A 24,409-nucleotide genomic window follows, 5' to 3' on the forward strand; every position below is an offset into this window, starting at 1 on the left:
TTGCAATGTCGTTCGAGAGGTTCCAGCGCCGACGATAGGGCGCTGGGGAACCGTAAAGCCGATGAACGCCCGGGCTTACTTCTTCTCCGGCCGGCCGCCCGGTTTCCATTCAGGCTTGGCGGCGCTGTTGGCCAGCGACTGGAGCGGCGCAACCAGCGACTGGATCGCGCGGGTCATGAACGCGATGTCGAGATTCTCCAGCGTGTCCTGCGCGGTGTGATAGTTGGGCGTGACCGCCCAGCCCGAGATGGTGTGCGCCACCACCCCGCGCACCGCGAGCGAATAATTGTCCGAACGCTCGAAGAAATGCTGGTCCGGATAGGGATCGGAAGTGACCAGCGCGCCATGCGCCTTGAGCGTCTCGCCCAGGGTCGAGCGCTCGAAGCCGGTCATCATCATCGTGCCGGCGGGAAGCTTGGGATCCTGCGCGCCGATCATCTCGATCTCGATATTGGCGACGATCTGGTCGAGTGGCACCGGCGGGTGATCGCCGAAATAGCTGGAGCCATAGCCGCCGATCTCCTCGCTGCCATAGGCGACGAACAGCAGACCGCGCTTGGTCTGCTTCGCCGCGGCCATGGCGCGGGCGAGCTCGAGCACCGCAGTGGTTCCCGAGGCATCGTCATTGGCGCCGTGCATGATCGTGCCGTCGGGCCGCACGCCGAGGTGATCGAGATGCGCGCTGACCAGGATCACGCCCGCCTTGGGATCGCTGCCCGGCAGCCAGCCGATCGCATTGGTGGTGATCGCTTCTTCCTTCACCACCGGCAGCACGAAGCTGACGGGCGCGCCGGCCAGGGCGATCGCCTTGTCGAAATCGGCCGAGGGCAAAGTCGCGAGCGCGGCGTAGCTCGGCGGCGCCTTGCCCTCGAGCCCGGCGGGCAGGCGCGGCTTGCCGCCCAGGCCCTTGACCATGTTCTGGGTCATCTCGCTCTCGCGGACGATGACCAGCTTGACGCCCACGGCAGTGGCGGCGCGAACCAGCGCCATCGGCGAGCCCTTGCCGCCGGTGACGAACAGCACGTCGACATGCGGGACCTTGGCGGGATCCTCGCCGTCGAACACCGCCGAAGTGCCCGAGACCGGATCGACCGAGCCGACCAGCACGGTAGGCGCTGCCGCCGGCTTGCCGCCGATCGTCAGCGTCGCCGGGCCGCCGGCCGCATAGCGGATGATCTTCGCGGGCTGCAGATAACCGGGCATGCCCGGCGCCGGCTTGAGCCCATAGCCTTCGAACTGCGAGGCGACATAAGCGGCGGCGATCGCCTCATCGCGGGTGGCGCTGCCGCGGCCCTGCAACGCATCGCTGGCAAGGAAGCTCTCATGCGCGCGGACCCATTCGGGGCGGACGGTCCATTTGTCCTGCGCGAGCGCCGGCGAGGCCGTCATTGCGAACGCCAGCGCGCCGGCCAGGAACAGATGCTTGGTCACGTGAAATCCCCCGAATTGTTCGGGGCGGATGTGTGCGGCATGCGCCGGGGCCGCGCAAGCGGGGCGCGGGCGGAAAGTTTCGAAAGTTACGATTTGGCGCCGCAGCACAGTTATCCCGGCGAAAGCCGGGATGACGGATTATGTCAGCCTTCGCGCGAGGCCCTTTTTCAGCTTCGCATGCGCCGAGGCCTTGATCTGGCAGATGCGCGCGGCGCCGACGCCGAGCACCTGGCCGATCTCCTCGAGGTTCAGTTCCTCGACATAATAGAGCTGGATCACCTGCTGCTCGCGCTCGGGGAGTTCGGTGATCGCAGCGATCAGTGCCTGGCGCTGGTCGCTTTCGGCGAGCTGGTCGAAGGCATTGGGCTCGTCGGACATGAACCAGGGGCTCTCGTCCGAATAGGTGTCGTCGATCGAATCGAAGCGCACCGCCTCGGCATTGGCATAGTCGGTGCGCAGCTTCTCGGTCGTGACGCCGAGCCTGGCCGCGACCTGGTCGTCATCGGGCGCATGGCCCAGCTCCTGGGTCAGCACCGATACCGCCTCCTGATAGGCCTTGCGCCGGCGCATCGCCCCGCGCGTGGTCGTCGCCTGGCGGCGCAGCTCGTCGATCATCGCGCCGCGCAGCCGGGTGGCGAGATATTGCTCGAAGGTCACCTGCCCGCGATCCTCGAAGCTCCCCGCCGCCTCGATCAGCGCGACCAGCCCGACCTGGATCAGGTCCTCGACCTCGACCAGCGAGCTCATCGAACCATGGATGTGCCAGGCGATGCGGCGGACCAGCGGCAGGTGCTTGCGCACCAGCGCCTCCGGATCGCGATGCGGCGTGGTCGGCGTATAGACTAGGGGCGAGAGAGCCAGTGATGCCATGGCGTCAAGTTTCCCTGGGGTGAAAGCATTCATGCGGGCAGCGCCTCCGGCGCACCGATCACGGCGATGACTTCGACGGCCTTGTCCTCGGGCACTTCGAAGAAGCTCATCACCGGCGTGTCGGGCAGGACGTTGCGGACGAGCTTGCGGATCGCGATGCGGATCGAAGGCTGGACGACAAGTGCGAAGGGCTTGGCCTCGGCGATTAGCGGCTGGGCGGCGCGCTGGAGCGCATCGGCGATGCGGCGGCCGAGATCGGGCTCGATCGTGTGGCGGCGCGACGGATCGGAACGAACCGCCTGGCCGAGCAGCGCTTCGAGCTGGCCTTCGAGTGTCATCACCCGCAGCGGCTCGCGCACGCCGCACAGGCGCTGGATGATCAGCGGGCCGAGCTCGGGACGGATCAGCTCGATCAGCTCCTCGGCATCGAGCGTGCGCTGGGCGGCGACTGCGATGGCGGCGGCGATGCGACGGAATTCCTTGAGCGGGATGCTCTCGGCGAGCAGGCCGCGCAGGATCTGGGTGAGCGTGGTGAGCGGCACCGGCGCCGGGGTGAGCGCCGCGACCAGCTGGGGCGAGCGCTCCTTGAGCCCTTCGAGCAGCGACTGGACCTCATCGGCGCCGAGCAGATCGGACGCGTTCTGGATCAGGCACTGGTTGAGGTGCGTGGCGATCACCGTGCCCGGATCGACGACGAGATAGCCAAGGCCGATCGCAGCATCCGAATCGCCTTGGGCGATCCACATCGCGTCGAGCCCGAAGGTCGGGTCCTTGACCTGCTTGCCCTGGAGGCGGCCGGCGGCCTGGCCGGTGTCGATCGCCAGCACCTCGTCGGGCGAGACATTGTCCTCGGCCATGACGACGCCGCCGATGACGATGCGATAGGTGAAGGGCGCGAGGTTGATGTCGTCGCGCACGCGCACCTGCGGGACGACGAAGCCGAGCTCCTTGGAGAGCTGGCGGCGCACCCCGGTGATCCGGCCCATCAGCGGGCCGCCGCGACGCTCGTCGACCAGCGGCACCAGGCCGTAGCCGATGTCGAGCATCACCTGCATGTTGTCGGTGACTTCGTCCCAGCCGATCTTCGACAGGTCGGTCGGCTCGGCCGGGGGCGCGGCGACAATCTTCGGACGGAGCGAAACCTTGCGGAGGTGCCAGGCGGCGAAGCCCGCGCCCGCGGCGGCCGGCAGCATCAGGAAATGCGGCATGCCCGGGAAGACGCCGAGCAGGCCGAGGATGACCGCGACCGGGGTCCAGGTCTTGTGGCTGGCGAACTGGCTGCCGATCTGGCCAGCGAGATCGTCGCTCGACTTGACGCGGGTGACGATGGCGGCGGCCGCGATCGAGAGCAGCAGCGCCGGAACCTGGGCGACCAGCGCGTCACCGATGGCGAGCAGGACATAGGTCGAGGCTGCCTCGCCCACCGCCATCTGGTGGCTGGCGACGCCGAGGATCAGGCCGCCGACCACGTTGATCGCGAGGATCAGCAGGCCGGCGATCGCATCGCCCTTCACGAACTTGGACGAACCGTCCATCGCGCCGTAGAAATCGGCTTCGGTCGAGACTTCGAGGCGCTTGGCGCGGGCATCGTCGGGAGTGATCAGGCCGGCATTGAGATCGGCGTCGATCGCCATCTGCTTGCCGGGCAGGGCATCGAGGGTGAAGCGGGCCGACACTTCGGAGACGCGGCCGGCGCCCTTGGTCACCACGATCATGTTGATGATGACGATGACGGCGAACACGACCAGACCGACGACATAGTCGCCGCCGATCATGAAGGTGCCGAACGCCTCGATCACATGGCCGGCGGCGCTTTCGCCCTCATGGCCATGGACCAGCACGACGCGGGTCGAGGCAACGTTGAGACCGAGGCGGAACAGCGTGGCGAACAGCAGCACGGTGGGGAAGGCGGAGAAGTCGAGCGGCTTCTGCGCGTTCAGCGCCACCATCAGCACCGCGAGGCTGATCATGATGTTGAGGATGAAGAAGGCGTCGAGCAGGAAGGCCGGGATCGGCACCACCATCAGCGCGACGAGCAACAGGATCGCGCCGGGCAGCGCGAAGCTCTTGGCGGCGGGCACTGCGCCTGCGGGAAGCGACATGGCAGACACTAGGGGTTACGCTCCCAGGTTCGCGAGCATGAGATAGGCGAGGCGGGCGTTTTCCGGCGTCGGGCGCAGCGGATCGATGCGGCGGCCGAGCGGATCGCTGGCATTGGCGCCCTGCGAGACATTGAGCTGGGCGAGTGTGTTCTGCACCCAGTGCCGGTCGCTATCGACAGCGCCGTTGCCGAGTACGACTTCATTGTCGCCATCGCTCCAGGCGCGGGCGGCGGCGCTGAAACTGCCATCCAGGCCGTCCGAGGCGAGGCCGCTGGCACCGCCTGCGGCAGCGCCCTGGTCGAGCTTGCCGGCGAAGCGGCTGTAGATCTCCGAAAGCGTGCGCGGCTGGCCGTTCGAAGCGTAGAACACGCTGCGATTGGCGCGTGCGGCGGCGGGGAACATGCTGGCGCCGGTGCGGCCCGGGCTCTCCGCCATCGCGCTCAGGAACTTGTCGGCGCCGCCCAGGCCCAGAAAGTGCGCCATATAAAGGTCGGTGCCGGTGGCCGGGCGGCCAAGGCTGTCCTCGAGCGACGCCTTGTTGTCGGCGGCATGCTCGGCGGCCATCAGCGAGGCGGTCTGCGGATCGCTGCGCAGGTTGAGGATCGCGCTGCGGGCGGCGGGATCACTCACCACATAGCGCCCGGTGCTGGTCTGCTTGATGCTGTCGGCGGCCCAGGACAGGCCGTGCTCGGCGCCGTGCTGCTTGACCACGCCGAGCCAGCTCTGCTCGATGAACTGGTAGAGGCCGGTCGCCGAGGAGGTGCCGGCGCGCGCGTCCGCCTTCAACCCGCTCTCGACCTGTGCCTGGCCGAGCAGATAGTTGAAGTCGATGCCGGTCTTGCGGCTCGCCGCGGCGATCGCCGTCTGGACGCTTGCCCTGGTATTGACCGAAGTGACGCTCATCTGGTCCTGATCCGGATTGCCCTTATTCGGGGCTATCGGAGCAAGTACCGTGCCAGTTCTGGTTAATGCGGGTTAGGGACGCCCGCTCAGGCGAGGGCGTAGCCGCCGGCCTTGTAGGAAGGCGCCTGCTGACCGGAAAGGATTTGCAGGCGGCGGCGAACATTTGCCGCCATCAGGTTCACATAGATGCGGCAGGTCTCGTTGAGCTTGTGCGCTTCCGCCGCCAGCTCGCGGATCTCGGGGCCCGGAGCCTCGCCGTCATAGAGTGCCACCGTGTCGATCGCGGCAAGCTTGGCCTGGGTGGCCTTTTCCAATCCGGCGACATCGCTCGCCTTCAGCGCCGCAATCTCGGCATGGAGGCATTCGATCACCTGGATGAGCGCGTCGCGCCGGGTCATTGGTTCGGCTTCCATTCGAGCTTGTACGCGAGCAGGCGGTCGGCGATCTCGGCCGGATAGAGCGGGAAGCGCTTCTCCTGGATCGCCTTGCGGATCCGGGCGACGCGCTCGGCATCGACCGGCGGCTGGGCCGCCTCGCTGCTCGCTATATCCGCCGCGGCGCTCTGCACCGCCGGCGTGTCGCTTGCCACCGGACGCACCGAAGCGACCCGGGCAGCGGGTTCAACGGGCACAGTGCGACGGTCGGTAACCGCGCCTGCCTTCGTGCCGATTGATTCCACCATTGCCTGCAATCCTCGCTATGCCTGCAGCCCTTCAAACGGCCGCCGCACGCGAAACTTTACCGAAAAATTTCAGCCACCCTCGGCATAGCCCGGCAGGCGCGCGCGGCCGGGCTCGATCGCGATCGCCTGGATCGGCGGCTGCTTGTCGTCGACCTTCACACTGATCCGGCCGCCGGCGGGCGCGTCGTTCACCGCGACGCCCTGGCGCGAGATCGAGAAGCCCTCCGACCCCGCCTCGACCGTGACGGCATCGCCGCGCTTGATCACCGGCTCGGCCTTCACCGCCACCGGCGGGCGGACGACGATATTGGCGGGCATCGGCGCGGGCAGGGCAGCCTTGGGCCGGGGCACGGCCGCGACCGGAACGAAGATCTTCCAGGCCGGCGCCATGCAGCGGACCACGACCGCGTCATGACCCTCGCTGCGCCATTCGAGCTGCGGCGCGGCGCAGCGGGTGAGCTTCAGGCGCGCATCGATCGGCGCGATCGCCCCACCCTGCTCGCCGACCGACTTGCCGGTAAACTGCGCGACGACGGTATCGAGCACCGCAGTCGACTGGAAATCCTGCGCGCCGGCGGGCGCGGCGGCGATCATGGCAATGGCGAGGAGCATCTTCTTCTCCTTGTGGAAAGAGCGGCAAGGGGCGGCAATTGCCGGACGGCAAATCATTGCCGCCCCCCTTCAAAGCCGAGGGCGAGGACGGCGCGGCGCTGGCCGCGCCCGGTGGAAATCACGATGCGCGACGGATCGATCGCATGCTCGCGGATGAGCAGCGCGGCGACCGCACGGGCACGATCGGCAGCCAGGATCGGCCCGCTGCCGGTGGCCGGATCGACGTCCTGCGCCGACCCATCGACTTCGCCGGTGATGCGCAGGCGGGTACGCGGATCGCGCGCAGCACTGCGTGCCCATTCGAGCGCTGAGGCCGTATCGACCGGCACGGCCGAGCCCGGTGCGAAGCCGGTTGCAGTGGCGATATCGACCGGCATCGGCGCCGGCACTGCCACGCTTTCACTCGCGCCGAAGCCCGAACGGATGCCCGCGGCGAGCTTCATCGGATCGACCTGGCTGGCCTGGAGGAAGACGAAGAAGCCGACGAGCAGCAGCGACAGATCGGCCAGGGTGACCAGCCAGGGCGCGCGCGTGGGCTCCTCGTCGTCGAACACGGTCACGCCGCGATCTCCTTGAGCGTACCGCTGCCCGGCTCGATCCCGGCAAGCGTGGCCAGTGCCGGCTGGAGGCGGAGCCGCTCCTGCGCCTCATGCCGGGCACGGCGCTTGAGCCGCGTTGCGACGGGCAGCAGTGCAAGATTCGCGAGCAGCGCGCCATAGAGCGTCGCGAGCAGCGCCACGGCCATCGCGCCGCCGATCGCCTGGGGGTCCTTCATCGCGGCGAACATGCCGACCAGGCCGATCAGCGTGCCGACCATGCCCATCGCCGGCGCAAGCTCGGCAGCGCCCGACCAGACTTCCCAGCCGCCACGATGCCGCTCGAACCGGGCGCAGCGGCGCTGCTCGAGCAGGGTCTCGACGTCCTTGGCACTCGCGCCATCGACGATCGCGGCGACCGCGACGGCGATGTCCGGATCCTCGATCTTCGAGCGATCGAGCGCGATCACGCCGTGGCGCCGCGCGATCCGGCCGAGCGCCGAGACCTGGGCGACCAGCGGCTCGACATCGAAGCGGCGACGCGGCAACTGGCCCAGCGCGACAACACCGCGGGCAAGATCGCCCGACGCGTTGCGCAGCACGGTGCCCGCCACCACGCCCCCGCCGACAATGGCGAGCGCGAGCGGATCGAGGAAAGTCCCGAGCTCGGGAAGCACATTCATATCCATGCCCGCATGGGTGCAAGAGGCGGGCCAATTGCGTGCGCCTCAGAGCCCGGCAACCTGCCCCGCCCCGACCGGCAACCCCGTGCCGACACACCGGCAAAACCTTGCCGCCCCTTGCCGTTCCTGAGGGGAATAGCGGTTTTTTCGCCCTTCCGGGCAATTTGGCACGACGGTTGCAAGGACCCCACCGAACTTTTGTGCGGGAGACGTGCAATGCCCAATGACAACCTCTTCGGCGTACATGGCACAGCGCTCGCCGTGCGCTCGCAGCGCATGGGCATGCTGGCATCGAACATCGCGAATGCATCGACGCCGGGCTACAAGGCCAAGGACGTGGACTTCCGCGCCGCGCTCAACAGCGCGACCAGCGGTACCGGCTCGATCGATACCGCGATCGACGCCAACACGCTCTACCGCGTGCCGCTCCAGCCCTCGGCCGACGGCAATACCGTCGAGCTGACCACCGAGCAGACCGCCTTCGCCGAAAACGCCGTCGCCTATCAGACGACGCTGTCGTTCCTGAACGGCCGCATCGGCCAGATCACGCGCGCGCTGAAGGGAGAATAAGAAATGGGCGACCAGCCGCTTTCGATCTTCCAGGTCTCCGGCCGCGCGATGAGCGCGCAGCTGGTGCGGATGAACACCACGGCTTCGAACCTGGCCAATGTCGGCACGGTCTCGTCGAGTGCCGAAGCCGCCTATCGCACGATCAAGCCGGTGTTCCGCACCGCCTTCGACCAGGCGAGCGGGATGTCGACCGTCGATGTCGAGCAGGTCGTCACCGCGGGCTCCGAGCCGACCAAGCGCTACGATCCCGGCAACCCGATGGCCGACAAGGACGGCAATGTCTGGGAAGCCGCCGTGGATGAGACCCGGGAGCTGGTCGACATGATGGAGACCGCCCGGAACTACCAGAACAACGTCGAGGTGATGCAGACCGCCAAGTCGCTGATCATCGACACCCTCAAGCTGGGCCGCTGATCATGAGTGATTTCGATACTACCCTCGCCGGACTGGGCATCTCGCGGTACAACACCACGAGCACCACGAGCGGCACCACGCTCGACACCAAGGACACCTCCAACCTCGGCAAGACCGACATGGACGTATCCGACTTCCTGGCGCTGATGACGGCCCAGCTGAAGAACCAGGATCCGTTCGAGCCGGTCGATAACAGCCAGATGGTCGCCCAGATGGCGCAGTTCTCGTCGCTCTCCGGCATCACCGAGATGAGCTCGACGCTGAAGTCGATCTCCAGCCAGCTGAGCACCTCCACGCTCAACGACGCGATCGGCTATGTCGGCAAGACCGTGCTGGTCCAGGGCTCGACCGCCTATCCGCGCACCACCGGCGGCCTCGCCGGCGCCGTCGCGCTGGAGAAGGACGCGACCAACGTCACGGTGTCGATCAAGGATGCCAACGGCAACGCGGTCAAGACGATCGAGATGGGCAAGGAGACCAAGGGCGCGGTCGCCTGGGACTGGGACGGCAAGACCGATGCCGGCGAAGATGCCGGCAACGGCCCGTTCACCGTCAGCGTCACCGCCACCGACGGCACCGGCAACGTCAAGGCCTATCCGCTGGTCTGGGCGCCCGTCACCGCCGTCTCGATGGGATCCGACGGCAAGCCGCTCCTGACGCTTCCGGGCATCGGCAACGTTTCCACCGACGCCGTCTGGCAGGTCGGCTGAACCAGTTTTTCCAAGGAGTAACGGAAAATGTCCTTCTTCACTTCGCTCTCCGGCCTGCAGGCAGCGCAGACCGACATGTCGACGATCTCGCACAATCTCGCGAACGTGCAGACCAACGGCTTCAAGAAGAGCACCACCCAGTTCGCCGACGTCATCGCGTCGACCGCCAACATGAACCCGACCCAGATGGTCGGTTCGGGCGTGGTCGTGAAGGCAGTGCGCCAGCAGTTCGGCCAGGGTGGCTTCACCCAGTCGTCCTCGGCGCTCGACGTCGCGATCTCGGGTGACGGCTTCTTCATCGTCAAGGGCGACGAGAAGAGCGGCAACGGCGTTGCGTACACCCGCAACGGCAGCTTCCAGGTCGATGCCGACCGCTATGTGGTCGACGCCCAGGGCAACAAGCTGCAGGTCTATCCGGTGGACGGCTCGGGCGCGGTGGTCGCGACCGGTCTTTCCTCGACCGTCAGCCTGCGCCTGCCGCAGACCAGCGGCACGCCGCAGGCCACCGAGAACGTCAAGCTCGGCCTCAACCTCAACGCCGGCTCGGCGCTCCCGGCTGACAACGTCAAGTTCGACAGCACCGAATACAAGTTCGACCGCTTCGACCCGACGACCTACAACCAGTCGGTCCAGACCACGGTCTATGACGCGAACGGCAACGCGCTGACGCTGACCAACTATTTCGTCCGCGAGACCAAGCCGAGCGACACCGACGCGACCAGCAGCTGGAAGGTCTATTCGTTCGTCGGCGACCAGCAGCTGAACGCCGGCGATGATCCCAACACGATCTCGCAGTTCGAGCTGAAGTTCGACAGCACCGGCAAGCTCTCCGAGCCCACCACCCCCGTGACCTTCATGGGCTTCCTGGCGCCGGGCGCGACTTCGGAGCAGGTACTCAAGCTCGACCTGACCCAGGGCACCACCCAGGTCAGTTCGCCGTTCAGCCTCAACTCGACCAAGCAGGACGGTTCGCCCGTCGGCCAGATCGAAGGCGTGACCATCGGCGACGACGGCACCGTGACCGCGAGCTTCTCGAACGGCGACACCCAGGCACTGGGCAAGGTCGTGCTGGCCAGCTTCACCAACAATGCGGGCCTGCGCCAGCTCGGCAACTCGACCTGGGCCGCCACCGGCTTCTCGGGCGATGCGCGCCTTGGCGAGCCGGGCACCAACGGGTTCGGCGGGCTGATGTCGGGCGCGATCGAGCGCTCGAACGTCGACATCACCGAGGAGCTGGTCAATCTGATCGCGGCGCAGCGCAACTTCCAGGCGAATGCCAAGGCGCTCGATACCGCCAGCCAGATGTCCCAGACCATCTTCAACATCCGCAGCTGATCTGATCGGCTGAGGAGGAGCAACCCATGGACCGGCTTGTCTATACCGCGATGTCTGGGCTCAGGAGCCAGATGCAGTCGCAGGCGACGATCGCGAACAACATCGCGAACGCCTCGACCATCGGCTTCCGCGCCGAGCGCGTCAGCTTCGACCGGCTGGTCCTCCAGGGTACGGGCATGGATTCGCGCCAGCTGGCGGCGGAAGAAGTCAACGACATCGACCGCACCAAGGGCACGATCGTCCAGACCGGCAACCCGCTCGATGTTGCCGTGAACGGCGATGCCTGGATGACCGTCCAGGCGACCGACGGCAGCGAAGCCTATACGAGGCGCGGCGATCTGAAGATCGCGCCCTCGGGCGTGCTGGAAACCGGCGACGGTTTCCCGGTGATGGGGTCGGGGGGCCCCATCACCGTGCCGCCCGCCGACAAGGTTTCGATCTCCGAGGACGGCACCGTCTCGATCGTGCCGCGTGGCGGCGATCCGACGCAGCCGCAGGTGGTCGACAAGATCAAGCTGGTCAGCACCGACGGTTCGCAGACCGTCAAGGGGCTGGACAATCTCCTCCATGTGAAGGGCGGCGGCGTGCTGCCCGAGGACATGGACGCCAAGGTGACCTCGGGTTCGCTCGAGCAGTCGAACGTCAATCTGACACAGGCGCTGGTCGACATGATCGAGAACCAGCGCGCCTACGAAGTGCAGGCCAACCTGCTCAAGGAAGCGAAGAACATGGACGAGAGCACCGCATCGCTGATGCGGATGCCGTCCTGATAGGGAGTAAGACCGATGGGTTCGGCAGCATTGCACATCGCGCGCACGGGTCTCGACGCCCAGGATACGCGCATGCGGGTCATCTCGAACAACCTCGCGAACGTGAACACGACCGCGTTCAAGAAGGACCGCGCCAGCTTCCAGACGCTCGCCTATCAGGTGGTCACGGCGCCTGGCGCCGCCTCGACGGCTGAGACCAAGTACGCGACCGGCCTCAACCTCGGCACCGGCGTGCGCGTGCAGGGCACGCAGCGGCTGGAGACCCAGGGATCGCTGCAGACGACCGGCAACGGCCTCGACATGGCGATCGACGGCAATGGCTATTTCCAGATCCAGCTGCCCGGCGGCGGCCTGGGCTATACCCGCGCGGGCAATTTCTCGCGCTCGGCGGAAGGCCAGCTGGTCACCTCCGAGGGCTATCAGGTGATGCCGGGCGTCACCATTCCCGAGGGCGCGATCTCGGTCACCGTCGGCACCGACGGCACCGTCTCGGCGCAGATGCCGAACCAGACCGACCTCACCCAGATCGGCCAGATCCAGATCGCCAGCTTCCCCAATCCGGCGGGCCTGCAGGCGGTGGGCGACAACTATCTGATCGAGACGCCGGCAAGCGGCACGGTCGCGCTCGGCAATGCCGGCGTCGATGGCCGCGGCACGATCCGGCAGGGCATGCTCGAAGGCTCGAACGTCAACGTCGTCGAGGAGCTGGTCGATATGATCGAGACCCAGCGCGCCTATGAGGTGAACTCGAAGATGATCTCGGCGACCGACGAGATGCTCAAATACGTCAACCAGAACATCTGAGGCGACGGATCATGACGCATCTCACCCGCATCGCCGCCGCCGCACTGACCGCCGCCGGGCTCGCCTTCGCCGCGACGCCGGCCCAGGCCCAGTTCCTCGGGATCGGCAAGAAGAAGCCAAAGGAGGATTTCTCCGTGACGCTTCCCAGCGCCGCACCCGCGACGCCGGCGCCGGCCAATGGCGGCATCTTCCAGGTGAACGACGGCTATGCCGCGCTCTACGAAGGCCAGCGCGCGCGCCGCGTGGGTGACCCGCTGTCGATTCTGCTGGTCGAGAAGACCGCAGCGTCCAAGTCGGCCGGCACCAAGCTCGACAGCTCGGGCGGCTTCGGCCTGACCCCGCCGAGCACCGGTGCGCTGTCGCTGTTCAAGGAAAGCGACGCCAGCGTGAGCGGCAAGCGCAACTTCAACGGCACCGGCACCGCCGACCAGGCCAATGCGCTGTCGGGCGAGATCAGCGTCACGGTTGCCGCGGTCTATCCGAACGGCACGATGCTGGTGCAGGGCCAGAAGCGCGTGACGCTCAACCGCGGCGACGAGTTCGTCCAGATCAAGGGTATCGTGCGCGTGGCGGACATCGACGCGAACAACCGCGTGCTTTCCACGCGCGTCGCCGATGCCCGCATCGCCTATACCGGCAAGGGCGATGTCGCCCGCGCCAGCCGCCAGGGCTGGCTGAGCCGGTTCTTCTCCGTGATCAGCCCCTTCTAAGCCGGAGCAGACCGATGATCCGCCGCTTCCTCGCGCTCGCCGCCCTCGCCCTTCTCGCAACTGCCCCGGCACACGCCCAGCGCGTGAAGGACCTGGGTGGGTTCCAGGGCATCCGTACCAACCAGCTGACCGGCTATGGCGTGGTCGTGGGCCTTCCCGGCACGGGCGACGACAATCTGGAATATACCGTCCAGTCGATGAAGGGCGTCACCTCGCGCTTCGGCCTGCAGCTGCCCCAGGGCGTGGCGCCGGGCCTGAAGAACGCGGCGGTAGTGATGATAACCGCCGAGCTGCCCGCCTTCGCCAAGCCGGGCCAGAAGCTCGACATCACCGTCTCGTCGATGGGCAAGGCCAAGTCGCTGCGCGGCGGTACGCTGATCCTCACGCCGCTCCAGGGCGCCGACGGCCAGATCTATGCGATGGCGCAGGGCAACCTTGCCGTGGGCGGGCTCGGCGCCGAGGGTGCCGACGGCTCGAAGATCGTGGTCAACACGCCGAGCTCCGGCCGCATCCCGGAAGGTGCCACCGTCGAGCGCAGCGTCGATACCGGCTTCGACAAGTCGCCCTTCATCACCTTCAACCTCGCCCGTGCCGACTTCACCACGGCGCAGCGGGTGCAGGACGCGATCAACCTTCGCTTCGGCCCCGGCCGCGCCCGCGCGATCGACGGCGTGTCGATCGCCATCCAGGCCCCCGAGGGCCGCGACGTGCGCGCCGAGCTGATGAGCGAAGTCGAGAACCTCAAGGTCGAGGCGGCCGAGGCCGCTGCCCGGGTGATCGTCAACGCGCGCACCGGCACCGTCGTGATCAACTCCGCCGTCCGGGTCAGCCCCGCTGCGGTAACACATGGTAAACTGACCGTTCGTATTGATGAGAACCAGCGCACCAGCCAGCCCGCGCCGTTCAGCAAGGGCGAGACGCGCACCGAGCAGCACAGCACGGTCGGCGTCGAAGAGGAGAAGCACCCCATGTTCCTGATGGACCCGGGCCCCAAGCTCTCGGACGTCGTCAAGGCGGTGAACGCGATCGGCGCGTCGCCGGCGGACCTGGTCGCCATCCTCGAGGCACTCAAGGAAGCCGGCGCGCTCAAGGCGGAGCTGATCATCCTGTGAGCAACGTGCTTGGCCCCATCGGCAGCCCGTCGGGCGGCGTGTCGACCGACACGTCGCGCCTGGCGAACAAGGAGAATCTCGAAGCCGCCGGCCAGCGCTTCGAGGCCGTCTTCACGGGCATGATGCTGAAGTCGATGCGCCAGGCCAAGCTCGGCGACGGGCTGTTCGACAGCAAGGGCGAGGACCAGTTCCGCGACATGCAGGACCAGCAGCTCGCCCAGAGCATGGCCGTGCACGCTCCGATCGGCATCGGCAAGGCGATGACCGCCTTCCTTGCCAAGAGCATGAAGACCGAGACGGCAGCCGAACCCGGCGCCGCGCCCACCGCGACAGAAGGAGGCACCGTCAAATGACCGACCTGCTTTCGATCGGCGCCAGCGGCGCACGCGCCTACCAGTCGGCACTCGCCACCACGTCGGACAATATCGCCAATGCGGCGACCACCGGCTATTCGCGCCGCGTCGCCACGGTGCGCGAAGTCGTCGCCACCGGCGGCAACACCAGCGCGATCAATTCGGGCCTGGGCGCCAATGTCGGCGGCGTTATTCGCGCGGCGGATGCCTTCAAGGCGACCGAAGTGCGCAGCGCCAGTTCCGACCTTGCCCGTACGCTCGCCGGCGCGACCTGGCTGGGCCGCATCGATACGGGCCTGACGCAGAACAATCTCGGCGGCCAGCTGACTGCCTTCTTCACTTCGGCAAAGGCTGTGGCCGCGGATCCGACCGCGCTGCCGGCGCGCGCGACCCTGCTCGAGAACGCGGCCAGCGTCGCCGCCGCCTTCGGCGCGACCGGCAAGGCGCTCGACGGCGCGATGACCGACCTCAAGGCCTCGGCCGACACGGCGGTGACCCAGCTCAACAATCTTTCCGCGAGCCTCGCCAAGGTGAATGCCGGGCTTGCCCGCGCGACCGACGGCACTGCCGGCCAGGCCGCGCTGCTCGACCAGCGCGACCAGATGCTCGAGCAGATGAGCGCGCTCACCGATGTGAACGTCAGCTTCGATGCCTATGGCCGCGCTTCGGTGCGCGCCGGTGGCAGCTCGGGCCCGGCGCTCGTCGACGGCGCGCAGGCAGCGATCGTTTCGCAGACCAGCAACGACGAAGGCGCCTTTGCCTTTTCGGTACGCCAGCCGACCGGCGAAGTGCAGATCATGTCCCCGAACGGCGGCGCGATGGCCGGCATTGCCGAGAGCGGCAGCCGCATCGCGACGGCGCGCGACCAGATCAGCCAGATGGCGCAGGATTTCGCCGAGGGCGTCAACGCCGTCCAGGCGGCGGGCAGCGACCTGCAGGGCAATGCCGGCCAGCCGATCTTCGCGGTCGGCGATCCCGCCTATCAGCTGACCGCGGTGATGAGCGATCCGCGCGGTATCGCGGCCGCTGCGGCCGGTGGCGGCACCCGCGACAACAGCAATCTCGCCGGGCTCGAAGCGCTGCGCACCAGCCGCAATTTCGAGCAGGGCGTCACCGATCTCACCGCCGCCAACGGCGCGGCGCTCGCGGGCCGCAACAGCGTCGCCGATGCCCAGTCGTCGATCCGGGACGCCGCCGTTTCGGCGCGCGATTCGATCAGCGGGGTGAACATCGACGAGGAGGCCGTCGATCTGATGCGCTTCCAGCAGGCCTATCAGGCGTCTACCCGCGTGATCCAGGTCGCGCGCGAAACGCTCCAGTCGATCCTCGATATCAGGTAAACGATCATGCGCATCTCCACTTCGCAGATGTACAGCCGCCCGGTGTCGCTGATGACCCAGCTCACCGCCGAGGCCGACAAGACCCAGACCCAGATCGCCACGACCAAGCTGGGCGTGACAGCGGTCTCGGACGCGGCCGCCTATGTGAAGCTGCAGCAGATCCAGCGCGCCACCACGGGCGATTCGACCTACAAGGCCAACATCAACGTCGCACAGGGCGTGATCGCCCAGACCGACCAGACGCTCGACAGCGTCGAGACGCAGCTCCAGCGCGCGCTCGAGCTTGCCACCCGCGCCGCCAACGACACGCTGTCGGATTCGGACCGTGCCGCGATCGGCGAAGAGCTGAGCGCGATCCGCGACACGCTCTACGGCCTGGCCAACACCAAGGACGACATCCGCGGCCAGCCGCTGTTCGGCGGCGCGGCCGGCGATACCGCCTATGTGAAGAACGCCGACGGCTCGATCAGCTTCGCCGGCACCGGCGATCCTTCGGGCATCCCGGTGGCCGATGGCGAGAGCATCCAGCCGACGATCAGCGGCGCGCGTGTGTTCACCACCGGCGATGTCGATATGTTCAAGACGATCGGCGACCTGGCCGATGCGCTCAAATCAGGCACCAATGTCCATGCCGCCGGCGACACCGCGCTGGCCGGCATCAACGCTTCGCTCGACCAGGTGACGCTGGCGCGCGCTTCGGTGGGCGCACGGGCGGCGCGGCTCGATCTCGAGGCTGACCGGCTGACCGCCGTCGCCGAGACGCGCGAGAGCACCCGATCGGGAATCGAGGACACCGATATCCCGACCGCGGTCGCCAATCTGCAGAAGACGCTGACCGTGCTGCAGGCGACCCAGGCTAGCTTTACCAAGCTGACCAGCGTCTCGCTGTTCGACTACCTCAAGTAAACTACCGGGAAGACGCGATTTTCCGGCCGCTAGACGGCCCGCGCGCAAATCCAAAGCGAAAGCGCGAAATAATTGGCGCCGGTAACGAATTAACCATGTTTTTCCGCTGAATATCACGGCGAAACGGTCGTTAACCGAGACGACAAATCGGGGGTTTCGCGCACATGTTTCCGGCAATCGGCCTCGTCATCCTGCTGGCAATGGTCTTCGGTGGTTTCGCGATCACCGGCGGCGCGCTCGGCCCCGTGCTCGAAGCCATCCCGCACGAGATGCTGATCATCGGCGGCGCCGCCGCCGGCGCGCTCGTCATCGGCAACTCCACCAAGGAGCTGAAGGCGCTCGGCGGCGGCCTGGCCAAGGTGCTCAAGGGCCCGAAATACAAGAAGCAGGACTATCTCGACACGATCTTCCTGGTCTCGAAGCTGATGAAGATGCTGCGGACCGAAGGCCCGATCGCGCTCGAGCCACATGTCGAGGATCCCAAGTCCAGTGCGATCTTCGCCGAATATCCGCGCCTGCTCGCCGATCACACGCTGATCAACCTGATCACGGACACGCTGCGCCTCGTCGTCGTCTCGTCCGGCACGCTCGACGTGCATGCGGTCGAGGAAGTGATGGATAACTCGATCAAGACCCATCATCACGAAGTGCAGGGCCCGCAGACCACGCTCCAGTCGCTCGGCGACGCACTGCCGGCACTCGGCATCGTCGCCGCCGTGCTCGGCGTGGTGAAGACGATGGGCTCGATCGACAAGCCGCCGAGCATCCTCGGCGCGATGATCGGTTCGGCGCTGGTCGGCACCTTCATGGGCGTGCTGCTGGCGTACGGCATCGTCGCGCCGCTGGCCGGCCGCCTGCAGCAGGTGATCGATGCCGATGCGGCGATCTATCACGTCGTGAAGCAGATCATCATCGCTTCGCTCCACGGCCATCCGCAGCCGCTGGTGATCGAAGCGGCGCGTTCCAGCATCGCGCACGCCAACCAGCCGGGCTTCGGCGAAGTGTTCGACGGGCTGAGGGGCCGGTAAGTGGCCGCGCAGCGCGCACCCCATGGAAACCAGCTCCAGCCGAAGATCATCGTCAAGAAGATCATCGTCGAGGGGCATGGCGGCCATCACGGCGGTGCCTGGAAGGTGGCCTATGCCGACTTCGTGACCGCGATGATGGCGTTCTTCCTGCTGCTGTGGATCCTCGGCGCCACCACCGAGAAGCAGCGCAAGGCGCTTGCCGACTATTTCGCGCCGACCCTTGTCGAGCTCAAGCAGAACAGCGCCGGCTCGAACGGCCTGTTCGGCGGCGAGGCGATCAACCAGCGCGACAATTATCCCGGCAAGGCATCGCAGACCGGCACCAAGTCGCTGACCGTGCCGGTGGGCGGCGCCGGCGGCAAGGATGTCGGCACCGGCAGCAAGGGTACGCTCAAGGACCAGCGCGCGCTGACTCAGCAGGACCAGAAGAATTTCGAGGAAACCGCCAAGCGCATCCGCCAGCGCATGCGGATGACTCCGGCGCTTTCGAAGCTCGCCAACCATGTCCGCTTCGTGCCGACGCGCGACGGCATGCGGATCGACCTGCTCGACGATGCGAACTATTCGATGTTCAACCTGGGCACGACTGCGCTGGTGCCGGAGGCGAGCGCGCTGATCAGCACGATCGCCGAATCGATCAAGGGCATGGAAAACCCGATCATGATCCGCGGCCATACCGACAGTCTCGGCTATGGCGATCCGCTGGCGATGAACAACTGGATGCTCTCCAGCGGCCGCGCCGAAGCCACGCGCCGGCGCCTGCTGTCAGGCAGCGTTACCGAAACGCGCTTCGAGCGGATCGAGGGCGTGGCCGACCGTGAGCCGCTGATCGTCGAGAATCCCGCCGACCCGCGCAACCGCCGCGTCTCGATCACCCTGCTCTATCGCCGGATCATGGACCAGGATCAGCAGGGCCGCTTCCGTCCCGGCCTGCGCGCCAGCCGCGAAGCCGGCGCGCCGCTGGAGCATTAAACCAGCGCGCCGAAACGCGCCGGCGCGTTTCCTCAGAAGAACTGCTTGCGGAAGGTCAGCTTGACCGTGCGGCCGAGAGGATCGCGCAGGTTCGGCGCATAGGCCGCCGGCGTCAGGCCATTCTGGTCGGTCACCCGCTGGCGGGCATTGAAGATGTTATCGACGCGCAGCTGGATCCGCGAGCCCCGGAACCAGGGATGCTTGAGCAGGAAATCGATGTCCTGGCCCGGGTTGTACTCGGCGAGCAGGTTCAGCTTGGCGAGGCTGCCGAAGTTGAGCTCGCTGATGCTGCCCGGGATCGCCGCGCTGCCGGTGCTGGTATGCGTGCCGCTGGTCCAGTTGCCGTTGAGCTGGACGAGCATCGCGTCGCGCTTCACGCCCGCGGTGATGTCGATGCGGTGCGCGGCAATCGATTGGGCGCTGTCACCGCTCAGCCGGTCGATCACGGGCAGGCCTGGACGGATCTGGATCTCATCCTTGAGCACCCAGGTGTGATAGGCGCTGAAGATCAGGCGGTTGCCGCCACCCCCGCCGCCAAAGCCGCCACGGCCGCCGCCCGGACCGCCACCAAAGCGCGGACCGCCGCCCTGACCGCCGCCACCGGCACCCGGCCCCTGGCCCGGCGCATCGGTCTGAACCCGGCCCTGGCCCTGCTCCTGCCCCTGGGGCTGCGGCTGGTTCTGGCCCTGCTGCCCTTCAGGGCGCGGGCCGCGGAACTGCTGGCTCATCGTGCCGCCGAACAGGCTCGATTGCTGGCCGAAGCGGCGGAACTGCTCGAACATCGCGGTCATCTCGGCCGGCATGGGCTGGCCGGTGCGGCGCGATTCCTCGCGGGCCTTCTGGAAGGCCTCGCGCCGCGCCTGCATCCGCTTCTGCTGCGGCGAGGCGATCGGCAGGAACAGGTTGAAGCCCCAGCGCAGTTCCGAATGCTCGGTCCGGTCATAGTTCACCGGGCGCGAATCGATGCTGAGCAGCCGGCCGGCGCCGTCGCGGACAAAGCGATCGGGGAACGCCGCCTCGACTTCGGCCGAAGCGCCGGGGAAGCTCTGGATCGCGTTGCGGAAGCGCGAATTGGTGTAGTTCACCACGATGCCGAGATTGGTCTCGGTGAGCGGCCGGATGTTGAGCCCGGCGCGGAACACGTGCCGGCTGTCGGCGCTCAGCAGCGCGTTGCCGCCGGTGATCTGGCTGATGTTGACGCTTTCGCCGCGCACGAAGTCATAGACGGTCACATTGGGCGTGGTGATCACCGGATTGCCGAGCTGGCCCGGCGTCGGCGCGTTGCTGTCGTCGATGACGCTGACGATCGCCTGGACCTGGGTGATCGGCGACCAGTTGAAGCCATAGCCGGTGGTGGTCAGCCGGCCGAAGTCCGAGAGCTGCTCGACTTCGATATTGGCGTTGATCGAGAAGTCGCCGATCGCATCGAGCACCGCGCGGCGGCGGCTGGCGATCGGCACGCTGATGTTGCCGCGGATGCTGCCGGTGTCGCGCGAGATGTCGCTGTTGCTGAACACCCCCGAGCGGAAGGAGCGGCCCGAAAGATCGTTGGTGCGCCCGGCCACGCGGATGCTGGTGGTGACGTCGCCCGCCGGCAGCTTGAACAGCGCGCCGTTGGTGAGGAACTCGACATTGCCGACCTTCGTGGTCGATTCGGTCCAGTCGTTCGGCCGGATGACGAGCGCGCTGTAGGGCAGTTCGCCGAACGGGTTGAAGCTCGCGTCATTGGCGTTGAGCAGCGCCTGCATCTGCGAGGGATCGATGCCGCGGGTCGTGGTCGAATCGCTGCCCGTCTGCTGGTAATTGGCGTTGAGTGACCAGCGCCAGCTCTTGATCCAGGGTGCCGAATCGCCGTTGATCGTCACTTCGCCGCGCAGCGCCTGGCTGCCGCCCGAGCGGGTGAGCGGGTTGAGATTGTCGTAATAGCGCAGCAGCTGGACGTTCTGGCTGAATGGCGACCAGCGATTGCCCGCCGGCAGGGTCAGCGTCGCGCTGGGCAGGCCGAGCCAGGATTCATTCTCGGTAACGTCGAGATTGATCGTCGCGGTCGCGCTCACCTTGGGCGAAAGCGCACGATTGTAGATGCCGCTGACGTTCAGCGTCTTCGCCGGGCCGATCAGGGTGCGATAGGGCGTGAGATCGGTGACGTTGGGATCGTTGGCATTGGCCGCATAGGCCGAAAGCGGCAGCAGGCCATTGGCTGCGTTCGCCGGCACGCCGGCGACGGTGACGGACGACCCGACCAGCGCGCTCAGCGCCGGATCGATCTGCGCACCGCCGATGCCGGTGATGTTGCCGGTGGTGTCGAACAGCGAATTGCCCGCGCGGGTTACCCCGCGCTCGCTCTCGAGGAGCGCGGAATTCTGGTTGTACTTCACATCCAGCGTCACCCGCCCGTCGCGGTTGAGCTTGAGGATGTTGACGTTGCCGCTGCCGGTGAAGTTGCCGCCGGCGGTGGGCATCTGCCCTTCCAGCACGGTGGTGAGCGCCTGAAAGCGCCGGCGCAGCACGAAGTTGATCACCTTCTGCGTGGCCGCATAGCCATATTGCAGCGCGACTTCCTCGGGCAGGATGTCGATCCGCTCGATCGCCTCGGTCGGCAGGTCGCGGACTTCATTCATGCTCGAGCGGCGACCGCTGATCAGGATCACCGGCTGCTCGTCGCCGCGGCCCGAACCGCTGCCGAGCTGCGCCTGGAGCGCCGTGATCAGCTCCGACACGTTCGAGGCGCCATAGGCACGGATATCGGCGGGGTTGAGCTGCACCTCCGGCTTCACATCGGTCTTCACCGCACCCGGAAGCACGCCGTTGACGACGATCGCGCCTTCATCCCCCATCTCGTCGCTGCCGCTGTCCTGCGACGCCGCCGGCCGGGCCGGCTGCTGCGGACGGTCCTGCGCGGGCGTGGGTGTGGGCTGCTGCTGCGCCTGGGCCAGTGCGGCTCCCGGCATGGCGCCGACAAGCAACCCCGCAATAGCAGACCCAAGCATCAACGTAGAACGCATGAATTCCCCACCCTTTTCGAAAACCCCGGCAGTGCAGTGACACCGCTCGCATGAACAAGGCGTGGCTAAGCGCGACTTGTCGCAGAAGTTTGCCCGGTTCTCGAAAAAATTGCGGCACCGCGGCGATGTCGCCGGGTGCCTGCATTTTTCACTGGTGCGGTCGAGAAGACTCGAACTTCCACGGCCTTTCGGCCACAACGACCTCAACGTTGCGCGTCTACCAGTTCCGCCACGACCGCACGTGAAATCCGCTGGTTGGGATACCAACGGCTGGTAAGGCAGCGGCCCCTAGCAATGCGTTTCGGACATTGCAAGCGGTTCCGCCACGCTTTTCCAAACGAAGCGAAATCCGCTAAGCGCGCCCTCCCATGCGCCTCTCCCCCGATCTTTCCGCCGAGATGCGCCGAATCCTGTCGCTGGCATGGCCGGTGGCGCTGACCAGCCTCAACTGGACGATCCTCCACGTCACCGATGTCGTCGTGGTCGGCTTCACCGGCACCGAGCAGGTCGCGGCGCTGGGCGCGAGCCGCGCGCTGACCTTCCCGGGCATCGTGATGGGGCTCGGGGCGCTGACCGGCGTGCTCGTCCATGTCTCGCGCGCCGACGGCGCCAGGGACCTGCCCGGCACCGGCCGCGCGCTGCACCAGGGGCTGCTGCTCGCGATCGTCCTTGGCCTGCTCAGCGCCTTGCTGCTCTTCGCCTTTGCCGAGCCGATGCTGCTCGGCATCGGTGTGGCGAGGGAAGTCGCGCCGCTTGCCGCCGATGTCGTGCGGGTGATGGCGCTCGCCTATCCCTTCCAGCTGCTGATCATCGCCGCGAGCTTCTTCCTCGAAGGCGTGAGCCGTCCGCAACGCGTCACGGTGGTCAACCTGGCGATCCTGCCGATCAACGCGCTGCTCGCCTGGGCATTGTCTGCCGGGCATCTCGGCCTGCCCGCGATGGGCGCGACCGGTGCGGCGCTGGCTACTGCGATTGCCTCTGCCCTCGGCGCGGCCGGAATGGTCGGCGCGGCCTGGACGCTGCCCCGCGCCCGCCAGCGCGGCGTACAGGACCTGGCGCATCTGTTCAGCCGCGATTCGCTGACCGGCGCGCTTGGCCTCGCCAAGTTCGGGCTGGTGCCCGCCATCGCCTCGGGCCTCGAGCTGGTAGGCTTCTCGATCCTGATCGCGCTTTCGACCGAACTGGGCGACGTGACCACCCACGCCTTCCAGATCGTCTTCTCGATCCACAACGTCACTTTCTCGGTCGCGCTGGGGCTGGGATCGGCGGCGGGGGTACGCGTAGGCAATGCGGTGGGCGAAGGCGCCCCCCAGGCCGCGGCTCGGCGTGCGGCGATCGCCGCTGCGCTGGCCGCGCTGGCGACGGGGCTGCTCGCCGTGCTGCTGGTACTGGCGCCCCACCCCTTTGTCGCGCTGTTCCCGGCGGTGGCCGAGGTGCGGACGCTCGCACTAATGATGCTGCCGGTCTGGGCCCCCTTCATCCTGTTCGACGGGGTGCAAGTGGTATTCGTCTATGCGCTGCGCTCGCTCGGCGACCAGGTGGTGGCCGGGATCAACTCGGTGATCGCCTTCTTCCTCGTCACGGGCGGCGCAGGCCTGCTGCTCGTCCGCACGCTGGATCTGGGCGCGACCGGATTGGCGCTGGCATCGGGCATGGGCATGGTGGTCGCCGCGACCTTGCACGGCACCCGGCTCTGGTGGGTCAGCCGCCGATTTCGGTAGCGAAGGTCAGCCGGGCCGAGCGCGCGCTGCGCGGCGGATCGACCTGGGCCGAGTTGAAATCGATCACCTGCTTGGGGCCAAGCTCGCGCACCTGCGGGGTGACCCTCCAGCTATAGACCAGCCGGTTCTGCTCGTCCTTCAGCTCGATGCGGATATCGGGCACATGCTGCTTGTCGGCCGTGGGATTGGCCACCTTGCCCGAGATGATGAACAGCTCGCTCCCGTTGGTCTGGGTGCGCAGCTCGACATTCTTCTCGGTGAACACCAGCGGCGTCTCGACTTCGCCGCCCAGGCCAAGACCGATCCCGAGCTGGGCGGCAAGGCCGGGCGCGCCCGAATAGAGGATCGCACCGGTGCCGAGCAGCATCGAGAAGCCCGCGACGAACGCCGCGGCAGTCCAGCGCCGGGCCGGATTCCGGCGGGGCTTGAACGGCGGCTGCGGCGCGAAGGGATCATAATCGGGCGTGGCGCCGGCAGCGGCCATGATCGAGGCATCGTCGAACACGCGCGGCGCGGCGGGCGCTTCCCGCTTCGGTACCTCGGCCTCGCGCTTGGGCGCCTGGGTGACCGGACCGTCCGACGCCGTGGCACGGGTGGTCAGGTCGAGCGCGACCGGGGCCTGGAACCAGCTATGCTTGCAGCTCGCGCAGCGCACGGTGCGGCCGTCGGCGCCAATGGCGCTGTCGGGCACCAGATAGCGGGTTCGGCACTGGCTGCATTCGAGGATCATTGCGCGCGGCTCACGACACGGGGGCCTGTCGCCCGATTGTCATGATTCTAGACCCATCGATTCGCGGCCACAAGAGTCCCCGTCCCGAGTATCCCCAGCTTCTTGAGCGG

Annotated in this window: 25 protein-coding genes and 1 tRNA gene; 14 read left to right on the top strand and 12 right to left on the bottom strand. The window is 67.2% G+C overall.

The genetic code is table 11. The features are described from left to right. Nucleotides 1–75: 75 nt before the first annotated feature. From AAHM44_RS13330 to AAHM44_RS13370, 9 genes are all read right to left on the bottom strand, one after another. Complete coding sequence (locus tag AAHM44_RS13330; protein ID WP_342250271.1) at nt 76–1,431, bottom strand: M28 family metallopeptidase; 1,356 nt, start codon at nt 1,429–1,431, stop codon at nt 76–78. A 138-nt stretch (nt 1,432–1,569) separates the two neighbouring features. Next, nucleotides 1,570–2,301 (bottom strand): sigma-70 family RNA polymerase sigma factor, encoded by a 732-nt coding sequence (locus tag AAHM44_RS13335; protein WP_269573409.1) that lies wholly within the window; start codon nt 2,299–2,301, stop codon nt 1,570–1,572. Nucleotides 2,302–2,330: 29 nt separating this feature from the next. Next, nucleotides 2,331–4,403: a flagellar biosynthesis protein FlhA gene (gene flhA, locus AAHM44_RS13340; protein WP_269573408.1), complete on the bottom strand. Its 2,073-nt coding sequence runs from the start codon at nt 4,401–4,403 to the stop codon at nt 2,331–2,333. A gap of 15 nt (nt 4,404–4,418) precedes the next feature. Further along, nucleotides 4,419–5,306: a lytic transglycosylase domain-containing protein gene (locus AAHM44_RS13345; RefSeq protein ID WP_269573407.1), complete on the bottom strand. Its 888-nt coding sequence runs from the start codon at nt 5,304–5,306 to the stop codon at nt 4,419–4,421. 86 nt (nt 5,307–5,392) lie between these two features. Continuing rightward, a complete protein-coding gene (locus tag AAHM44_RS13350) occupies nt 5,393–5,704 on the bottom strand; it encodes a flagellar protein FlgN (RefSeq protein WP_269573406.1) in 312 nt (103 codons plus the stop codon). Next, the gene (flgM, locus tag AAHM44_RS13355; RefSeq protein ID WP_342250272.1) at nt 5,701–5,988 is read right to left on the bottom strand and encodes a flagellar biosynthesis anti-sigma factor FlgM; all 288 of its coding nucleotides are present in this window, start codon (nt 5,986–5,988) and stop codon (nt 5,701–5,703) included. Before flgM ends, AAHM44_RS13350 begins: the two co-directional genes overlap by 4 nt. 69 nt (nt 5,989–6,057) lie before the next feature. Beyond that, entirely contained in the window at nt 6,058–6,600 is a 543-nt protein-coding gene (locus tag AAHM44_RS13360) for a flagella basal body P-ring formation protein FlgA (RefSeq protein WP_342250273.1), read from the bottom strand. 53 nt (nt 6,601–6,653) lie between these two features. Continuing rightward, entirely contained in the window at nt 6,654–7,160 is a 507-nt protein-coding gene (locus AAHM44_RS13365) for a flagellar motor protein MotB (protein WP_342250274.1), read from the bottom strand. After that, nucleotides 7,157–7,825, bottom strand: a complete 669-nt coding sequence (locus AAHM44_RS13370; protein WP_446745988.1) for a motility protein A — start codon at nt 7,823–7,825, stop codon at nt 7,157–7,159. The genes AAHM44_RS13365 and AAHM44_RS13370 overlap by 4 nt, the downstream gene beginning before the upstream one ends. A 210-nt stretch (nt 7,826–8,035) precedes the next feature. Here AAHM44_RS13370 and flgB point away from each other — a divergent pair, with 210 nt between their 5' ends. The 13 genes from flgB (at nt 8,036) to AAHM44_RS13435 (ending at nt 18,843) form a co-directional block, all read left to right on the top strand. Next, nucleotides 8,036–8,389, top strand: coding sequence for a flagellar basal body rod protein FlgB (gene flgB, locus AAHM44_RS13375; RefSeq protein WP_269573401.1), 354 nt, complete (start codon nt 8,036–8,038; stop codon nt 8,387–8,389). 3 nt (nt 8,390–8,392) lie between these two features. After that, a complete protein-coding gene (gene flgC, locus AAHM44_RS13380; RefSeq protein ID WP_269573400.1) occupies nt 8,393–8,803 on the top strand; it encodes a flagellar basal body rod protein FlgC in 411 nt (136 codons plus the stop codon). A gap of 2 nt (nt 8,804–8,805) precedes the next feature. After that, a complete protein-coding gene (locus tag AAHM44_RS13385) occupies nt 8,806–9,513 on the top strand; it encodes a flagellar hook assembly protein FlgD (protein WP_342250275.1) in 708 nt (235 codons plus the stop codon). 27 nt (nt 9,514–9,540) lie between these two features. Then, nucleotides 9,541–10,848 (top strand): flagellar hook protein FlgE, encoded by a 1,308-nt coding sequence (locus tag AAHM44_RS13390; protein ID WP_269573398.1) that lies wholly within the window; start codon nt 9,541–9,543, stop codon nt 10,846–10,848. A gap of 26 nt (nt 10,849–10,874) precedes the next feature. After that, nucleotides 10,875–11,618 (top strand): flagellar basal-body rod protein FlgF, encoded by a 744-nt coding sequence (flgF, locus tag AAHM44_RS13395; RefSeq protein WP_184163088.1) that lies wholly within the window; start codon nt 10,875–10,877, stop codon nt 11,616–11,618. Nucleotides 11,619–11,633: 15 nt separating this feature from the next. Next, complete coding sequence (flgG, locus tag AAHM44_RS13400) at nt 11,634–12,422, top strand: flagellar basal-body rod protein FlgG (protein ID WP_184163091.1); 789 nt, start codon at nt 11,634–11,636, stop codon at nt 12,420–12,422. Nucleotides 12,423–12,433: 11 nt separating this feature from the next. After that, nucleotides 12,434–13,132 carry a flagellar basal body L-ring protein FlgH gene (locus tag AAHM44_RS13405; protein ID WP_269573397.1) on the top strand — a complete coding sequence of 233 codons (699 nt, stop codon included), beginning with the start codon at nt 12,434–12,436 and terminating at the stop codon, nt 13,130–13,132. Between the two features lie 14 nt (nt 13,133–13,146). Then, nucleotides 13,147–14,244 carry a flagellar basal body P-ring protein FlgI gene (locus tag AAHM44_RS13410; RefSeq protein ID WP_269573396.1) on the top strand — a complete coding sequence of 366 codons (1,098 nt, stop codon included), beginning with the start codon at nt 13,147–13,149 and terminating at the stop codon, nt 14,242–14,244. Continuing rightward, nucleotides 14,241–14,597, top strand: coding sequence for a rod-binding protein (locus AAHM44_RS13415; protein WP_184163101.1), 357 nt, complete (start codon nt 14,241–14,243; stop codon nt 14,595–14,597). Before AAHM44_RS13410 ends, AAHM44_RS13415 begins: the two co-directional genes overlap by 4 nt. Further along, on the top strand, nt 14,594–15,937 hold the full coding sequence (gene flgK / locus AAHM44_RS13420; protein WP_342250276.1) for a flagellar hook-associated protein FlgK: 1,344 nt from the start codon (nt 14,594–14,596) through the stop codon (nt 15,935–15,937). The genes AAHM44_RS13415 and flgK overlap by 4 nt, the downstream gene beginning before the upstream one ends. Nucleotides 15,938–15,943: 6 nt before the next feature. Next, entirely contained in the window at nt 15,944–16,843 is a 900-nt protein-coding gene (locus AAHM44_RS13425; RefSeq protein ID WP_269573393.1) for a flagellin N-terminal helical domain-containing protein, read from the top strand. 164 nt (nt 16,844–17,007) lie between these two features. Next, entirely contained in the window at nt 17,008–17,871 is an 864-nt protein-coding gene (gene motA / locus AAHM44_RS13430; protein WP_184163112.1) for a flagellar motor stator protein MotA, read from the top strand. Next, a complete protein-coding gene (locus AAHM44_RS13435) occupies nt 17,872–18,843 on the top strand; it encodes a flagellar motor protein MotB (RefSeq protein WP_342250277.1) in 972 nt (323 codons plus the stop codon). A 32-nt stretch (nt 18,844–18,875) separates the two neighbouring features. Here the strand turns inward: AAHM44_RS13435 and AAHM44_RS13440 are convergent, their stop codons facing one another. Together AAHM44_RS13440 and AAHM44_RS13445 are read right to left on the bottom strand one after the other, a co-directional pair. After that, nucleotides 18,876–21,794 (bottom strand): TonB-dependent receptor, encoded by a 2,919-nt coding sequence (locus tag AAHM44_RS13440; RefSeq protein WP_342250278.1) that lies wholly within the window; start codon nt 21,792–21,794, stop codon nt 18,876–18,878. Nucleotides 21,795–22,000: 206 nt separating this feature from the next. Beyond that, a tRNA-Leu gene (locus AAHM44_RS13445) sits at nt 22,001–22,087 on the bottom strand. 129 nt (nt 22,088–22,216) lie between these two features. Here AAHM44_RS13445 and AAHM44_RS13450 point away from each other — a divergent pair. Continuing rightward, on the top strand, nt 22,217–23,569 hold the full coding sequence (locus tag AAHM44_RS13450) for an MATE family efflux transporter (protein WP_342250279.1): 1,353 nt from the start codon (nt 22,217–22,219) through the stop codon (nt 23,567–23,569). Here the strand turns inward: AAHM44_RS13450 and AAHM44_RS13455 are convergent. Further along, on the bottom strand, nt 23,550–24,299 hold the full coding sequence (locus AAHM44_RS13455; protein ID WP_342250280.1) for an MJ0042-type zinc finger domain-containing protein: 750 nt from the start codon (nt 24,297–24,299) through the stop codon (nt 23,550–23,552). The two genes, AAHM44_RS13450 and AAHM44_RS13455, sit on opposite strands and share 20 nt — an antisense overlap. Nucleotides 24,300–24,409 lie beyond the last annotated feature (110 nt).

It is taken from the genome of Sphingomonas sp. OTU376 (genome assembly GCF_038440415.1).
Lineage (GTDB): Bacteria > Pseudomonadota > Alphaproteobacteria > Sphingomonadales > Sphingomonadaceae > Sphingomonas > Sphingomonas kyeonggiensis_A.

Bases quoted from the DNA above. Each gene is read 5' to 3' on its own strand.
- flgC (WP_269573400.1), top strand. From the start codon at position 8,393: ATGGGCGACCAGCCGCTTTCGATCTTCCAGGTCTCCGGCCGCGCGATG.
- AAHM44_RS13410 (WP_269573396.1), top strand. From the start codon at position 13,147: ATGATCCGCCGCTTCCTCGCGCTCGCCGCCCTCGCCCTTCTCGCAACT.
- flhA (WP_269573408.1), bottom strand. From the start codon at position 4,403: ATGTCGCTTCCCGCAGGCGCAGTGCCCGCCGCCAAGAGCTTCGCGCTG.
- AAHM44_RS13345 (WP_269573407.1), bottom strand. From the start codon at position 5,306: ATGAGCGTCACTTCGGTCAATACCAGGGCAAGCGTCCAGACGGCGATC.
- AAHM44_RS13335 (WP_269573409.1), bottom strand. From the start codon at position 2,301: ATGGCATCACTGGCTCTCTCGCCCCTAGTCTATACGCCGACCACGCCG.
- AAHM44_RS13455 (WP_342250280.1), bottom strand. From the start codon at position 24,299: ATGATCCTCGAATGCAGCCAGTGCCGAACCCGCTATCTGGTGCCCGAC.
- AAHM44_RS13385 (WP_342250275.1), top strand. From the start codon at position 8,806: ATGAGTGATTTCGATACTACCCTCGCCGGACTGGGCATCTCGCGGTAC.
- AAHM44_RS13450 (WP_342250279.1), top strand. From the start codon at position 22,217: ATGCGCCTCTCCCCCGATCTTTCCGCCGAGATGCGCCGAATCCTGTCG.
- AAHM44_RS13350 (WP_269573406.1), bottom strand. From the start codon at position 5,704: ATGACCCGGCGCGACGCGCTCATCCAGGTGATCGAATGCCTCCATGCC.
- AAHM44_RS13440 (WP_342250278.1), bottom strand. From the start codon at position 21,794: ATGCCGGGAGCCGCACTGGCCCAGGCGCAGCAGCAGCCCACACCCACG.
- AAHM44_RS13390 (WP_269573398.1), top strand. From the start codon at position 9,541: ATGTCCTTCTTCACTTCGCTCTCCGGCCTGCAGGCAGCGCAGACCGAC.
- AAHM44_RS13360 (WP_342250273.1), bottom strand. From the start codon at position 6,600: ATGCTCCTCGCCATTGCCATGATCGCCGCCGCGCCCGCCGGCGCGCAG.
- flgF (WP_184163088.1), top strand. From the start codon at position 10,875: ATGGACCGGCTTGTCTATACCGCGATGTCTGGGCTCAGGAGCCAGATG.
- flgM (WP_342250272.1), bottom strand. From the start codon at position 5,988: ATGGTGGAATCAATCGGCACGAAGGCAGGCGCGGTTACCGACCGTCGC.
- flgK (WP_342250276.1), top strand. From the start codon at position 14,594: ATGACCGACCTGCTTTCGATCGGCGCCAGCGGCGCACGCGCCTACCAG.
- AAHM44_RS13405 (WP_269573397.1), top strand. From the start codon at position 12,434: ATGACGCATCTCACCCGCATCGCCGCCGCCGCACTGACCGCCGCCGGG.
- motA (WP_184163112.1), top strand. From the start codon at position 17,008: ATGTTTCCGGCAATCGGCCTCGTCATCCTGCTGGCAATGGTCTTCGGT.
- AAHM44_RS13370 (WP_446745988.1), bottom strand. From the start codon at position 7,825: ATGGATATGAATGTGCTTCCCGAGCTCGGGACTTTCCTCGATCCGCTC.
- AAHM44_RS13425 (WP_269573393.1), top strand. From the start codon at position 15,944: ATGCGCATCTCCACTTCGCAGATGTACAGCCGCCCGGTGTCGCTGATG.
- flgB (WP_269573401.1), top strand. From the start codon at position 8,036: ATGCCCAATGACAACCTCTTCGGCGTACATGGCACAGCGCTCGCCGTG.
- flgG (WP_184163091.1), top strand. From the start codon at position 11,634: ATGGGTTCGGCAGCATTGCACATCGCGCGCACGGGTCTCGACGCCCAG.